Annotated in this window: 12 protein-coding genes; 9 read left to right on the top strand and 3 right to left on the bottom strand. The window is 69.5% G+C overall.

Annotated features, from left to right (window positions below):
* Positions 1 to 18: 18 nt before the first annotated feature.
* Entirely contained in the window at positions 19 to 1,233 is a 1,215-nt protein-coding gene (locus WME98_RS32280) for an aldose epimerase family protein (RefSeq protein ID WP_437945535.1), read from the bottom strand.
* Positions 1,234 to 1,741: 508 nt separating this feature from the next.
* On the opposite strand from WME98_RS32280, the gene WME98_RS32285 reads away from it, so the two are divergent.
* The 3 genes from WME98_RS32285 (at position 1,742) to WME98_RS32295 (ending at position 5,867) form a co-directional block, all read left to right on the top strand.
* Positions 1,742 to 2,497: an RNA polymerase sigma factor gene (locus WME98_RS32285; protein WP_437945536.1), complete on the top strand. Its 756-nt coding sequence runs from the start codon at positions 1,742 to 1,744 to the stop codon at positions 2,495 to 2,497.
* A 138-nt stretch (positions 2,498 to 2,635) separates the two neighbouring features.
* Positions 2,636 to 4,237, top strand: a complete 1,602-nt coding sequence (locus WME98_RS32290) for a DUF1592 domain-containing protein (protein ID WP_437945537.1) — start codon at positions 2,636 to 2,638, stop codon at positions 4,235 to 4,237.
* 52 nt (positions 4,238 to 4,289) lie between these two features.
* Complete coding sequence (locus WME98_RS32295; RefSeq protein ID WP_437945538.1) at positions 4,290 to 5,867, top strand: DUF1552 domain-containing protein; 1,578 nt, start codon at positions 4,290 to 4,292, stop codon at positions 5,865 to 5,867.
* A 56-nt stretch (positions 5,868 to 5,923) separates the two neighbouring features.
* On the opposite strand, the gene WME98_RS32300 is transcribed toward WME98_RS32295, so the two are convergent.
* Entirely contained in the window at positions 5,924 to 6,769 is an 846-nt protein-coding gene (locus WME98_RS32300) for an AraC family transcriptional regulator (protein WP_437945539.1), read from the bottom strand.
* A 150-nt stretch (positions 6,770 to 6,919) separates the two neighbouring features.
* Between WME98_RS32300 and WME98_RS32305 the strand changes: the two genes are divergently transcribed.
* Positions 6,920 to 7,618, top strand: a complete 699-nt coding sequence (locus WME98_RS32305) for an O-methyltransferase (protein ID WP_437945540.1) — start codon at positions 6,920 to 6,922, stop codon at positions 7,616 to 7,618.
* Between the two features lie 87 nt (positions 7,619 to 7,705).
* Here WME98_RS32305 and WME98_RS32310 read toward each other — a convergent pair whose 3' ends face one another.
* A complete protein-coding gene (locus WME98_RS32310; RefSeq protein WP_437945541.1) occupies positions 7,706 to 8,449 on the bottom strand; it encodes an SDR family oxidoreductase in 744 nt (247 codons plus the stop codon).
* 183 nt (positions 8,450 to 8,632) lie between these two features.
* Between WME98_RS32310 and WME98_RS32315 the strand changes: the two genes are divergently transcribed.
* From WME98_RS32315 to WME98_RS32335, 5 genes are all read left to right on the top strand, one after another.
* A complete protein-coding gene (locus WME98_RS32315; RefSeq protein WP_437945542.1) occupies positions 8,633 to 9,529 on the top strand; it encodes a cupin domain-containing protein in 897 nt (298 codons plus the stop codon).
* 163 nt (positions 9,530 to 9,692) lie between these two features.
* Complete coding sequence (locus WME98_RS32320) at positions 9,693 to 10,022, top strand: ArsR/SmtB family transcription factor (protein WP_061624550.1); 330 nt, start codon at positions 9,693 to 9,695, stop codon at positions 10,020 to 10,022.
* Complete coding sequence (locus WME98_RS32325; protein ID WP_437945543.1) at positions 10,019 to 10,459, top strand: SRPBCC family protein; 441 nt, start codon at positions 10,019 to 10,021, stop codon at positions 10,457 to 10,459. The genes WME98_RS32320 and WME98_RS32325 overlap by 4 nt, the downstream gene beginning before the upstream one ends.
* Positions 10,456 to 10,674 (top strand): hypothetical protein, encoded by a 219-nt coding sequence (locus WME98_RS32330; RefSeq protein WP_437336635.1) that lies wholly within the window; start codon positions 10,456 to 10,458, stop codon positions 10,672 to 10,674. The genes WME98_RS32325 and WME98_RS32330 overlap by 4 nt, the downstream gene beginning before the upstream one ends.
* Before the next feature lie 64 nt (positions 10,675 to 10,738).
* The gene (locus WME98_RS32335) at positions 10,739 to 13,165 is read left to right on the top strand and encodes an ATP-binding cassette domain-containing protein (RefSeq protein ID WP_437945544.1); all 2,427 of its coding nucleotides are present in this window, start codon (positions 10,739 to 10,741) and stop codon (positions 13,163 to 13,165) included.
* Positions 13,166 to 13,505 lie beyond the last annotated feature (340 nt).

Genomic DNA, 13,505 nt, shown 5'->3' on the forward strand with positions numbered 1-13,505 from the left:
CGGGCGACGATCGACGAGCTACTCGGTGGTGAACCGGAAGACGACCGTCTGCGCGTAGCGCTGGCCGGGCTTGAGGATGACCTCGTTCTTCCAGGCCGGGACGTTGATCGAGTTCGGGAACTTCTGCGGCTCGAGGCAGAGGCCGCTGTACTGGTCGTAGACCGCGCCGCCCTTGCCCTTGATCGACCCGTCGAGATAGTTGCCGGTATAGAACTGGATCCCCGGCTGGTCGGCCTCGACCGTCAGCACCCGACCGGTCTTCGGATCCTTGACCCGCGCCGCCTGGCGGAGCTTGTGCGGGTCGCCGTTGACGACGAAGTTGTGGTCGTATCCGACCGGCTTGCCGCCCACGGCTTTCAGGTCCCTGCCGATCGGCTTCGCGGCGGTGAAATCGAGCGGCGTCCCCTTCACCGGCTTGATCTGGCCCGAGGGGATGTCGGTGGCGTCCGGCGGGGTGTAGCTGTCGGCGTGCAGCGTCAGCTCCTGGTCGGCGACGGCGCCCGAGGCGTGCCCTCCCAGGTTCCAGTAGCTGTGGTGGGCCATGTTGACGATCGTGGTCTTGTCGGTCGTGGCCGACATCTCGACCGTGAGCTCGTTCTCGTTGGTGAGCGTGTAGGTCGCGGTTGCGCTGACCGTGCCGGGGTATCCTTCCTCCCCGTCCTTCGATACGTACGTGAGCTTGATGGACGGGCCGCGCGGCGTCTCGGTCGCTTCCGCGTCCCAGACGACCTTGTCCCAGCCTTTCTTGCCGCCGTGCAGCGTGTGGGCGCCGTTGTTCGCGGAGAGCTTGTAGGTCTTGCCATCGAGCTGGAACTGCGCGTTCTTGATGCGATTGGCCACGCGGCCGACCGTCGCCCCGAAGTACGGGCTGCTCTTCAGGTACCCGTCGAGGTTGTCGTGGCCGAGGACGACGTCGCCCATCTTCCCTGTCCTGTCGGGGACGTGGAGCTCGGTCACCGTCGCGCCGTAGGTCATCACCTTCGCGACCAGGCCGTTCGCGTTCGTCAGCGTGTAAAGGAGCACCTCTTTGCCATCGGCGTTGCCGAAGGGGGCCTTGGAGACGGAAGCGGGCTTTGCGTTCACGGCTTCACCACCAGGTGGCTCGGATTTGGCGGCCGGGGCCGCTGGAGGGGCGCCCGTCGCGTGGGCCGCCGCCGGCGCGGGCGGCGCTGCCGCAGGGGGCGTGTCGGCGGTCTGCGCGCCGCCGCACGCGCCGGCGATGCACGCCGTCATCGTGAATCCGAACCACGATCTCGTCCGACCTATCGCCATTCTGCTCCCTCCGTCAGGATGGGCTCACTTGGATCGGCTCCGCCTGAGCGAGCCCGGCGCGGGCGAGCCCCCGCGAGCTCGCCATGGCTTGCGTCTACGACACCCGAGCGGAGTCAGCGCGGATCTCGAGCCCGGTACCAAGGACCAAGAGTCCGGTGCGCACGACGGCTACCCGGGACAAAGCGGAAGGACGCCCCGAGGCAGAATTGTGAGCGTTCACATAGACCATGTCAACTCAAATGAATCGGCGCGAGGGAGCCTCGATCCCGAAATTGGAATCCACATCGAACAATACCGTGGCCCTGCGCCCGTCTTGTTGACGCGCCGCTCCGGGGGAGTCTCGCCAGCGCCAGCGCCAGCGACGCGACGTCGAGCGTGGCCGCGGATGGACAGATCCTCGTTGACATAAAAAATGTGAGCGTTCACAATACTGGGATTCCTGCTTCGACTTTGCCCTGAGGGGGTCGTGATGCATACCGGCACCTTCGCCATCGGGATCGAGCTCGGCTCCTACCGCGAGAGGGTTGTGTTCGTACCGATGGTGCGTGCGAAGGCTGCCCAGCCCGTGACCGCCCGCGCGGCGGTCGCTCCGTCGACGGCTCCGCCCGCCGACGCGGTCTCCGCCGTCCCCGACGACGCCGCGCCGCTCGACTTCGTCAAGGTGTACCGCAAGCTCTTTCCCCTCGTCGGTCGGACCGTGCGCCGCCTCGGCGTGGACGCCTCGTCGCACGAGGACGTGTGCCAGGAGGTGTTCGTCGTCGTGCACCGACGGCTCCCCGAGTTCCGGGGCCGCTCCTCGCTGAAGACGTGGGTCTTCGGGATCGTGGCCAACGTCGTGCAGGCGCACCGGCGGTCGCTGCGCCGCCAGAGCCCGGCCCACCGCGGGACAGGGGAGATCGTGGATCCCGAGCAGCTCGCAGGGCCGAGCGACCTCAGCCCCTACGAGGCCATGACGAGGGCGGAGACCGCGCGCGTGGCGCACGACCTCCTGGCGTCCCTCGACGAGGAGAAGCGCGTGGTGCTCCTCCTCGCCGATCTGGAAGAGATGCCGGCGGCGGAGATCGCGCAGGAGATCGGGGTGAACGTCAACACCGTGTATGCGCGGCTGAGGGCCGCTCGACAGGCGTTCTCCGACGCGGTGCACCGCCACCACGCCAGGCTCCGAGGAGGCCCTCCACGTCCGCCCCACACCCGGGCAGCCCGAGGAGCAACACCATCACCGTAGACTTCTGTGCACAGGGCACGGCCTGATCTTCGCGCGGCCCCGACGTCGATTTGATCACGAAATCCGCGCGCACCGGTCACTAGGGGGAATAGCCGATTCCATACGCGGGAGCCGATGATGACGTTCAGATTGGAGCGAGTGTTCGCGCGTCCCTGGCTCGCCGCCGGGGGATGCCTCCTGAGCATCTCGTGCACTGGTACCCTCGGGAGCGATAGCGCTCCGGGGCAGGGCGACGGCGATCCGGATCAGGACGTCGCCCTCGCTGTCGACGGGATGCCGCTGCACCATATGACAGCCTCGGAGTACAATTCGACGGTCGCCCACCTCCTGGGAACGCGCCTGCGGCCCGCGGACGGCTTCCCGGCCTTCGGCGCGAAGGGCTACGACGCGAACGTGAGCGCGCTCTCGAACCTCTCGCAGGTCCTGGTCCAGGGGTATTACGACGCCGCCAGGACCCTCGCCGAGGACGCGTTCTCCAACGAGGCGCAGCGCGCCAAGATCCTCGTGTGCGACCCGGCGCAAGGCGCGGGCGACGGGTGCGCGCGCGAGATCATCGAGCGCTTCGGGCTGCGCGCGTTCCGGCGCCCGCTCGAGGCGGCGGAGGTCGAGCGGTACGCGGCGCAGTACGCCCACGCGCGGACCGCCCTCGAGATGTCCCCCGTCCAGGCGGTGCAGCACGTCGTCCGGACCTTGCTGACGTCGCCGCATTTCCTCCTCCGGATCGAGCTGGGCCCCGACTCGGCGAGATCGGCGGGCGCCCTCAACGGCTACGAGGTCGCGTCGCGCCTCTCGTACCTGCTCTGGAGCTCGCTCCCGGACGAGGAGCTCTTCGACGCGGCGGAGGCCGATCGGCTGGCCACCGAGGACGAGCTCCAAGAGCAGGTGGACCGCATGCTGGCCGACCCGAAGAGCGCCGCCTTCTTCCAGAACTTCTTCGGGCAGTGGCTCGGCACGCGCACGCTCCCCAGCCACAACGCCGACGCGACCCGGTTCCCGCTCTGGAACGACGAGGTGAAGGGCGCGATGCTCGACCAGGCCAACGCCTACTTCGCCGAGTTCACGACCGGCGGGCGGCCCTGGTCCGAGTTCCTCACGGCGCCCCACCCGGAGAGCCGGCTCGTCGAGCCGCTCACCGCGAACGACCCCGAGGGCGTGCGCCGGGGGTTTCTCACGCTCCCGGCGTTCCTGACGCTGTCGTCCCGCGCCGACAGGACCTCTCCCACGTCCCGCGCGAAGACGATCCTGGAGCAGTTCTTCTGCGTACCCCTGGTGCCGCCCCCCAACGTGGACATCCCGGAGCTCGGCGACGCGGGCGGGGACGAGGGCCCCGTCGAAAATGTTCGCCAGGCGCTCGAGAAGCACCGCGCGTCGCCCGACTGCGCGAGCTGCCACGACGTGCTCGACCCGATCGGGCTGAGCCTGGAGAACTTCGATCCGATCGGCGCCTACCGGACCGCGTACCCGAACGGCGACCCGGTCGACGCGACGGGGGTGTACGAGGGCGCGGCGTTCGAGGACATCTCCGGCCTCGTGCCGGCGCTCGTCGAGGGCGCCCGGTCGGGGGCGTGCCCCTCGGAGCAGCTCTTCAGCTATGCCCTGCGCCGGCGCCCGAGCGGCGACGACAGGACCAGGCTCAAGGAGATCGCCGAGCGCTGGGGCGGGGGGACGATCGCGGATCTGGTGAAGCAGGTGGTGACCAGCGATGCGTTCCGCCTTCGAGGGAAGGGCAAGGCGCGGTGAGGCCGCGCGCGTTGTTTCTGCACGAGGCGAGGCACGAAGGAGCGATGCGCACATGAAACGCTTGATGACACGCAGGAACCTGTTGCGCGGCGCGGGCGTCTGTCTGGCGCTGCCGTGGCTCGAGAGCCTCGCGCCGCGCGGGGCGCGCGCGGGGGAGCCCGGCACCCCGAAGCGCTTCCTGCTCTGCACGTTCCCGAACGGGGCGCCCCATCACTGGTGGGAGACGGCCCCGGCGTTCGGGAAGACGTTGAAGGGCGCCGACTTCAAGCTGCCGAGGGTGCTCGAGCACTTCGCGCCGGTGAAGTCGAAGATGCTCATGATAAGCCGCCTCGGCAACTACACGTGGAGCACGGAGCAGCACCCCTACATCGAGCCTTCCCACTCGCGCCTCGGCGCGGCGCTCTCGACCTGCGTGGACGCCGATCAGCTGGGGAGGGAGGCGCGCCAGGACCTCGGCGAGTGGGTGGGCAACGGCGTCTCGGTCGACCAGCTCATCGTCCAGAAGGCAGGCCCGGAGCAGGCGACCCGCATCCCGTCGCTGCAGACGGGGCTCGGGGTCAAGCCCGGCTTCTTCGACCAGCGCAGCTACGCCTACAACCAGGTCGTCTCGTGGAAGAGCCCGCGCGAGCCGCTGAAGCGCTCGGTCAACCCGAAGGCGGTGTTCGACGCGCTCGTCGGCGCGGGCGTGGGGGCCGGCGTGCCAGGGCAGAGCGACGAGGAGGCCAGGATCGAGGCGGAGCGCCGCGCGGCGGCCGAGAAGAGCGTCATCGACGGCGTGCTCGCGGACGCGAACTCGCTCATGAACCGGGTCGGCTCCGAGGATCGCAAGATCGTCCAGCAATACCTGGACTCGCTGCGCGAGATCGAGAAGAACGCGACCCGCGTCCAGGACACGATGACGCCGGGGCAAGGGGGCCTCGGCTGCAGCCCGATCGGCCAGCCCGGCGTGGTCCCCGAGCCGCCGGGCCAGGCGGAGGGGCTCAACGAGAACGACAACACGGGAGCCGGCCCGTACAAGCACGAAGATCACGCGAAGGTCATGATCGACCTCATCGTCATGGCCATTCAATGCGACGTGACGCGCGTGATCACCCACATGCTCGACGACATGCGCTCCGAGTTCGAGTACCGGTGCATCCCGGAGGACGTCCGCGCCAAGGTGGGGCTCGCGTACAGGAGAGAGAGCAGCCTGCACTACCACTCCTCCCAGCACGCCGCCGGCAACCTGGACAAGGCGACCCAGAATGGCCAGTACAAGATCATCGCGCAGAGCAACCTCGACTACGCGGCGATCAACTGCTGGCTCAACCAGAAGAGCGCGCAGCTCGCGCAGCGGCTGGACGCGATCCCCGAGGGCGACGGCACGGTGCTCGATCACTGCGTCATGGTGCACATGAGCGAGATGCGCTCGCACGATCACGACGGGTACGACCTGCCCATCGTGCTCCTCGGCGGCAACGGCGTCTTCTTGAACGACGCGCACGTCGCCTACGGCGCCCTCGGCAGCGATCGCCAGCTCCGCGATCTGTGGTTCACCATCATGAACCAGTACTACGGCCTGGGCGTCACGTCGTTCGGCGAGGACCGCCGCGGCGCGCCGAACGCGTTGCTCGAGGAGATCCTGCGGTAGAGCGGCGACTCCCGTCCCGGAGCGCCCGCCTCCCGGCCTCGCCATCCCACCTCCGCTCAAGCAGGCGCGGCCAGGCGGCCCGCCATGTACCGCGCGGGCGACGTCCCGAGCGCTTTGCGAAACATGGTCACGAAGCTGCTCGCGCTCTCGTAGCCGAGGTCCAGCGCCACGCTTTGCACGGCCGCGCCGCGGGAGAGCTTCTGGATGGCGAGGATGATGTGGAGCTGCTGGCGCCAGCGGCCGAAGCTCAAGCCTGTCTCCTCGACCAGGAGACGGTTCAAGGTGCGCTCGCCGACGCCGATTCGCTTCGCCCACGCCTTCGCCGTCGCGCCGTTCGCCGGATCGGCGGTCATCGCGTCCACCAGACGACGGAGCCGCGGATCGGTCGGCATCGGCAGGCGATGCTTCTCGATGGAGACGGTCGCGAGCTCGTCGAGGAGCACGCTCACCAGCCGCGCGTCCGGCCCTTCGAGGTCGTAGAGCGCGGGGCGCGTCGCCAGGCGCAGCAACAGCTCGCGGAGGAGCGGCGTCACCGACACCGCGCAGCAATCCCGCGGGAGGTTCGGCGCCGCGCCGGGCTCGACGAAGACGCTGTAGCCCTCGAGCGGCGCGCGCGCGCGGATCCGATGCGTCACGGACGCGGGGATCCACAGCGCCGATTGCGGCGGCACGATCCAGAGGGCGCTCGACCCTTCGCAGACCAGCTCTCCGCGCACCAGGTACATCAGCTGCGATTCGCGGTGCGCGTGAGGCTCGCTCTCGAGCCCGCCGCTGGCCATGCTGAGCCCGATCGCGTTCACCGGCCGCGCGACCTCGGTCTTCCAGCGCCCACGCGCCTCGAGCGCGAAACGGGTCGCGAGCGACTCGAGCGACGCCGCAGCGCCACGGGGCTCGTTCGCCACCTGGACGTCTCCGCGGATCGTCCAGCCCGTCGGATGCTCAATCCGTGTCGCCCCCGAGCTCCGCCGCTTCGCTGCCATGACCGCTTTGAACAACAATTTGTCTTGATTGCGCAATGCGGTCAAGGCGCCGGTTGCTTAGGCTCTCCTCCCATGAAATCCGATCCCTTCGCCATCCTGCCCGACGGGCGGGTGCGCGCCGTGCTGCGGCGCCTCCACGACGACGCCGACCGGCAGTTGCCGGGCGTCCTGCTCCACTTGCTGCCGAAGCTGCCGCGGATGCTCCTCGGCCGCCGCATCGACGTTCCGGGCACGGAGTTCGACTTCGCCGACAAGTACCTCGCGATCGGGAGCGACCAGGGCGCCTTCTGCTACCTGACGGCGCGGGCGCTCCGCGCCACAACGATCGTCGAGTTCGGCACGTCGTTCGGCGTCTCGACGCTGTGGCTGGCGGCGGCGGTGCGCGACAACGGCGGCGGCCGCGTCATCGGCACCGAGCTCGTGCCGGAGAAGGCGCGGCGCGCGCAGGCGAACCTGGAGGAGGCGGGGCTCGCGTCCTTCGCCGAGATCCGCGTCGGCGACGCGACGGAGACGCTGCGGGCCGACCTCGGCGAGGTGGACTTCATGCTCAACGATGGGTTTCCCCTGCGAGCCCTCGACGTGCTGAAGCTCGTCGCCCCGGCCCTGCGTCCGGGCGCCGTGGTGGTGACCGACAACGTCGGCGTCTTCAGGGCCGACTACCGCGATTACGTCGCCTACGTGCGCGATCCGCGCCACGGCTTCGCGTCGATGACGGTGCCCTTCCGCTCGGGCACCGAGTACTCGGTCCGGCAGCCCGCACACCCGGGCTAACGGGGGCCAGCGGCAGCCCCGAGAAGGCGCGCGCGACGGCGTCCCGGTCGCGGATCGCGACGGCCCACCGCGCCCCGTCGACGGTGCTTATGTCGAGCGAGCCAGCGCCACCGCGTCGGGACCGGCCGGAAAACGGAGCTTCCCGGTCGCGTCGTTCGCGGCGCGCCACACCACCTCGGCCACGTCGGACTCCCTCGTCACCGCGGACGGCTGCCCGAGAGAGGCGAAGATGCGTTGCGCGAAGGGCGCGTACGCCTCGGGGATCAGCCCCTGCATCCGGGCCCCCCCGTTGCTCGTGAAGCTCGTGCTCGGGCCATAGCCCGGCTCGACCAGCTTCACCCGCACATCGAACTCCGCGAGCTCGAACGCGAGCGACGCGGTGAACCCCTCGATGGCCGTCTTGCTCGCCGTGTACACGGCCACCAGCGGCATGGGCGCCAGCGTCGCGCTCGAGGTCACGTTCACGATCACCCCCGACCTGCGCGCGCGGAGCTGGGGCAGCACGGCCTGCGTCATCGCCATCACGCCGAAGGTGTTGGTCTCGAACACCTCGCGCACCGTGGCCATGGGCGTGACCTCGAAGGCGCCGAAGAGGCCGATGCCCGCGTTGTTGACGAGCACGTCGATAGGCCCGCTCGCCTCGATCGCGGCGGCGATGCTCTCGGGCTTCGTCACGTCGAGCGCGACCACGCGCAGCCGGTCCGATCGGGGCAGGACGCCCTCGCGCGGCGTTCGCATGGTGGCGACCACGTTCCAGCCCTGCGCGTGGAAGTGGCGCGCCGTCTCGAGGCCATAGCCAGAGGAACAACCAGTAATGAGCACCGTCTTCATCGCGTTATCTCTCACCTCGTCGCCCCCTCCGGGACGTGCGGTCATCGTCGAACGAACGCCATTCGTCGCATTCACGTCGACTTCTTTGCCGCGGTGCGCGCGGCGTTCATGAGGGTAAAGTAGCCGCGGTGAGCCGGACGGTCCATCATGGACAGTCCGTGTTTCATTGGCTAGAGTCCGGACGTGAACGACCCGCTCTCGGAAGTCATCGCGCTGCTCCAGCCGCGCGCCGTGTTCTCGAAGGTCATCAGCGGAGCCGGCCGCTGGGGGGTTCGCTACTCGGACTTTGGCCAACCGAGCTTCTCTGCCGTGCTCGAGGGCCGCTGCCGTCTCGCTGTCGACGGTCAGCGCGCCGTCACGCTCGAGGCAGGTGATTTCGTGCTCCTGCCGGCGACGCCGGGCTTCACGCTGTCGGGCTTCGAGCCGGTGAGGCCGGAGCGCGTCGACCCCAAGGTCACGCCCGCGCCGACGGGCGAGGTCCGCCACGGCACGCGCGGCGGACGCCCCGACGCGCGGCTGCTCGGCGGGTATTTCGTCTTCGACGCGCCGGACGCGGCCCTCATGGTGTCGCTGCTGCCAGCGCTGGTGCACGTGCGCGGTGTCGAGCGGCTCTCGGTGCTGGTGCGGCTGGTCGGCGAGGAATCGAACGAGCAGAAGGCGGGTCGCGATCTCGTGCTCACGCGGCTCGTGGAGGTGATGCTCATCGAGGCGCTGCGGTCGACGTCAGGCGACGACGCGCCTCCGGGGCTCCTGCGCGGGCTCGCCGATGCGCGGCTCGCGCCGGCGATACGGCAGATGCATGCCGAGCTCTCGCGCTCGTGGACGGTGGCCGAGCTCGCGAAGACGGCGGCGCTCTCGCGCTCGACGTTCTTCGAGCGCTTCACCCGCGCCGTCGGCCTGCCGCCGATGGAATACCTGCTCGCCTTGCGCATGGCCGTGGCGAGGGATCTGCTCCGCCGCCACGATCTCGGGATCGCCGAGGTCGCCGAGCGCGTCGGCTACGGCTCGGCGAGCACCTTCAGCACGGCGTTCAGCCGGCACGTGGGCCAGCCTCCGAGCCACTACGCGCGCGCCGGCTAGAGCGACGGGAAGCCCGCGCCCCTTGGTGTGCCGCAGCTCACCGCGGAGGGGGCCGCTCTCGGAGGTCACGCACCGAGCGTGAGGATCATGACCCCGCTCCGCCGGTCCCGGCGGCCCGGTCTGCGCGCTTGACAATCCATAAGCGTCGGCTTATAGGTTGACCATGCAGCGCGCGGCCGCGGCCGAGGACAAGATCTTCCAGGCGCTGGCCGACCCCAGCCGCCGGGCGATCTTCGAGTCGCTCACGCGCGGCGAAGCGGCGGTGAAGGACCTCACGGCGCGCTTCGACATCTCGCAGCCGGCGGTCTCGCAGCACCTCGCCACGCTGAAGGACGCCGGCCTGGTGAACGCCCGGCGCGAAGGGCGCTGCGTCTACTACCGGGTGGAGCCGCGCGGGATGAAGCCGCTCCTCGACTGGATCGCACACTACCGAGCCTTCTGGACAGACCGCATCGATCGCCTCGAAGCCCTGCTGGAGAAAATGGACGAATGAGCCTCATCGACAATACCGCCCCGTCGCAAACCGAATCCATCTCCTTCGAATTCGATCTGCGCCATTCACCGGAGAAGGTGTGGCGCGCGCTCACCGACCCCGAGCTGCTCGCGGAGTGGCTCCTGCCCGCCGTCGGGTTCAAGCTCGATCCCGGGGCCGCGTTCACGTTCAAGACGCAGCCGTACCCCGGGTGGGACGGCACCGTGGACTGCCGCATCCTCGAGATCGAGGCGCACAGGAAGATCAGTTACACGTGGACCGTGCCTTTCCTCGACACCGTCGTGACCTTCACGCTCACCCCCACGGCGTCGGGTACCCGCCTGTCGCTCGAGCAATCGGGCTTCAAGCCGGACCAGAAGCAGAACTTCGGCGGCGCGCGCTACGGCTGGAAGATGATGGGTGGAAAGCTCGTCGAGCTGCTCGCGAGGCTCCCGTGAACAAACTGGTTCGACAGAGCCACCGCTGGGTGTCCGTCGCCTTCACGGTGGCCGTCATCGCCAACTTCGTCGCCTTGGCCTCGGGACAGGGGCAGCCTCCCGCCTGGGTGACCTACTCGCCGCTGCTCCCGCTCGCCCTGCTCCTGTTCACCGGTCTGTACTTGTTCGTGCTGCCGTATGCCACCAAGTGGCGCAGCGGGCGGGCCGCCGACTGAGCGGGCAGCCGGCCGGGGGGATCTCTTCACAAACCGTCGAACATCCATGACAGGATCGCGAAACATGACCGCCTCCAGCCAGCACGCCGCAGACCGCCACGACCTGATCCGCGTCCAGGGCGCCAGGGAGAACAACCTGAAAGACGTCAGCGTCGAGATCCCCAAGCGGCGGCTGACCGTGTTCACCGGCGTCTCGGGATCGGGCAAGTCGTCGCTCGTGTTCGGCACCATCGCGGCGGAGTCGCAGCGGCTGATCAACGAGACCTACAGCGCGTTCGTGCAGGGGTTCATGCCGACGCTGGCCCGGCCCGAGGTCGACGTCCTGGAAGGGCTGACGACCGCGATCATCGTCGACCAGGAGCGGATGGGCGCCAACGTCCGGTCGACGGTCGGCACGGCCACCGACGCCAACGCCATGCTGCGCATCCTCTTCAGCCGGCTCGGGAAGCCGCGCATCGGGTCGCCCAACGCCTTCTCGTTCAACGTCCCCTCGGTCCGCGGCGCCGGGCAGATCGTCGTCGAGAAGGCCGGCGGGAAGAAGACCGAGGCGCGCACGTTCGAGGTCAACGGCGGCATGTGCCCGCGATGCGAGGGGATGGGCTCGGTCTCCGACATCGACCTGTCCCAGCTGTACGACGACAAGAAGTCGCTCAACGAGGGCGCGATCACGATCCCCGGCTACAGCATGGAAGGCTGGTACGGCCGCATCTTCAGGGGCTGCGGCTTCTTCGACCCGGACAAGCCGATCCGCAAGTTCAGCAAGAAAGAGCTGCACGACCTGCTCCACAAGGAGCCGACCAAGATCAAGGTCGACGGCATCAACCTCACCTATGCAGGGCTGATCCCGTCGATCCAGAAGTCGTACCTGTCCAAGGACGTCGACGCGCTGCAGCCGCACATCCGGGCGTTCGTGGACCGCGCGGTCACCTTCACCACCTGTCCCGAGTGCCGCGGCACCCGGCTCAACGAGGCGGCCCGGTCCTCCAAGATCAAGGGGATCAACATCGCCGACGCCTGCGCGATGCAGATCAGCGACCTCGCCGCGTGGGTGCGCGGCCTGGACGAGCCGTCCGTCGCGCCGCTCCTGGCGACGCTGCGGGAGACGCTCGACTCGTTCGTGGAGATCGGGCTGGGCTACCTCAGCCTCGACAGGCCGTCCGGCACGCTGTCGGGCGGTGAGGCGCAGCGCACCAAGATGATCCGCCACCTCGGGTCGTCGCTCACCGACGTGACCTACGTCTTCGACGAGCCGACGGCCGGGCTGCACCCCCACGACATCCAGCGGATGAACGACCTGCTGCGGCGGCTGCGCGACAAGGGCAACACCGTCCTCGTGGTCGAGCACAAGCCGGAGGTGATCGCGATCGCCGACCACGTCGTCGATCTCGGCCCCGGCGCCGGCACCGCCGGCGGCAAGGTGGTCTTCGAGGGCACCGTCGACGCGCTGCGGGCCAGCGGCACGCTCACCGGCCGCCACCTGAACGACCGGGCCTCCCTGAAGCCGTCGGTGCGGAAGCCGTCGGGGGTGATCAAGGTGCGCGGCGCCCGCACGCACAACCTGCAGAACGTCAACGTCGACATCCCGCTCGGCGTGCTGGTGGTGGTGACCGGCGTGGCCGGGTCGGGCAAGAGCTCGCTCATCCACGGCTCGGTGTGCGGCCGGGAAGGGGTGGTGTCGGTCGACCAGACCCCGATCCGCGGCTCGCGGCGGAGCAACCCGGCGACGTACACCGACCTGCTGGAGCCGATCCGCAAGGCGTTCGCGAAGGCCAACGGCGTGAAGCCCGCGCTGTTCAGCGCCAACTCCGAGGGCGCCTGTCCGACCTGCAACGGCGCCGGGGTGATCTACACCGACCTGGCGATGATGGCCGGCGTCGCCACGGTCTGCGAGGAGTGCGAGGGCCGGCGGTTCCAGGCGTCGGTGCTGGAGTACCGGTTCGGCGGGCTCAACATCGCCGAGGTGCTCGACCTGTCGGTCGACGACGCGGCCCGCTTCTTCGGCGCCGGCGAGGCGCGTACGCCGGCCGCGCACGCGATCCTGCAGCGCATGGCCGACGTGGGGCTCGGCTACCTCCGGCTCGGCCAGCCGCTCACCACGCTGTCGGGCGGCGAGCGGCAGCGGCTCAAGCTCGCGACGCACATGGGCGAAGACGGCGGCGTCTACGTGCTCGACGAGCCGACCACCGGGCTGCACCTGGCCGACCTGGAGCAGCTGCTCGGGCTCCTGGACCGGCTCGTCGACGCCGGCAAGTCGGTCATCGTGATCGAGCACAACCAGGCGGTGATGGCGCACGCCGACTGGATCATCGACCTCGGGCCGGGCGCGGGCCACGACGGCGGGCGGATCGTGTTCGAAGGCACCCCGGCCGACCTGGTGGCGGCAAAGTCGACGCTGACCGGCGAGCACCTGGCGGCGTTCGTCGGCGGCCGTCCGAAGGCCGCCTCAGGCGGCGCGCCCGAGCCGCCCCGGGCGCGTCGTCAGAGGGCGTGACCTCGCTCGCCGGTTGTCCGCGATCCCCGACCGCGATAAGCTCATTCCATGGTCCACGCCGTCCCCGCCTTCTTCCGGCTTCGCTGAGCACGACAGCGCGTCTCCCTGCGCCGCGCGCCTCCCGCGCCGGCGCGCTGGTCTGCCGCGCTGTCGACCCGTCCCTGGACCCCATGTCGGAGGTCGGGGGCGTGATGCGCGCGCGGACGCCGCCTCTCCGGCGGGTGATGAAGGCGGTTCGGGATCGGAGCCCGGATCGCGGTCAACAACGCTCTGCACGCCGGAGGAGGGGCCTGGAGCGCTGCGGTAGAGCCGCTTCCCCCGAGGGCTGGTCCCCTGCCTC

The sequence above is a fragment of the Sorangium sp. So ce296 genome, assembly GCF_051529605.1.
Lineage (GTDB): Bacteria > Myxococcota_A > Polyangia > Polyangiales > Polyangiaceae > Sorangium > Sorangium cellulosum_D.

What these genes read in the sequence shown, in the direction of transcription:
- WME98_RS32335 (WP_437945544.1), top strand. Translation starts at nt 10,739, where the DNA reads ATGACCGCCTCCAGCCAGCACGCCGCAGACCGCCACGACCTGATCCGC.
- WME98_RS32310 (WP_437945541.1), bottom strand. Translation starts at nt 8,449, where the DNA reads ATGAAGACGGTGCTCATTACTGGTTGTTCCTCTGGCTATGGCCTCGAG.
- WME98_RS32285 (WP_437945536.1), top strand. Translation starts at nt 1,742, where the DNA reads ATGCATACCGGCACCTTCGCCATCGGGATCGAGCTCGGCTCCTACCGC.
- WME98_RS32305 (WP_437945540.1), top strand. Translation starts at nt 6,920, where the DNA reads ATGAAATCCGATCCCTTCGCCATCCTGCCCGACGGGCGGGTGCGCGCC.
- WME98_RS32325 (WP_437945543.1), top strand. Translation starts at nt 10,019, where the DNA reads ATGAGCCTCATCGACAATACCGCCCCGTCGCAAACCGAATCCATCTCC.
- WME98_RS32280 (WP_437945535.1), bottom strand. Translation starts at nt 1,233, where the DNA reads ATGACGGCGTGCATCGCCGGCGCGTGCGGCGGCGCGCAGACCGCCGAC.
- WME98_RS32320 (WP_061624550.1), top strand. Translation starts at nt 9,693, where the DNA reads ATGCAGCGCGCGGCCGCGGCCGAGGACAAGATCTTCCAGGCGCTGGCC.
- WME98_RS32295 (WP_437945538.1), top strand. Translation starts at nt 4,290, where the DNA reads ATGAAACGCTTGATGACACGCAGGAACCTGTTGCGCGGCGCGGGCGTC.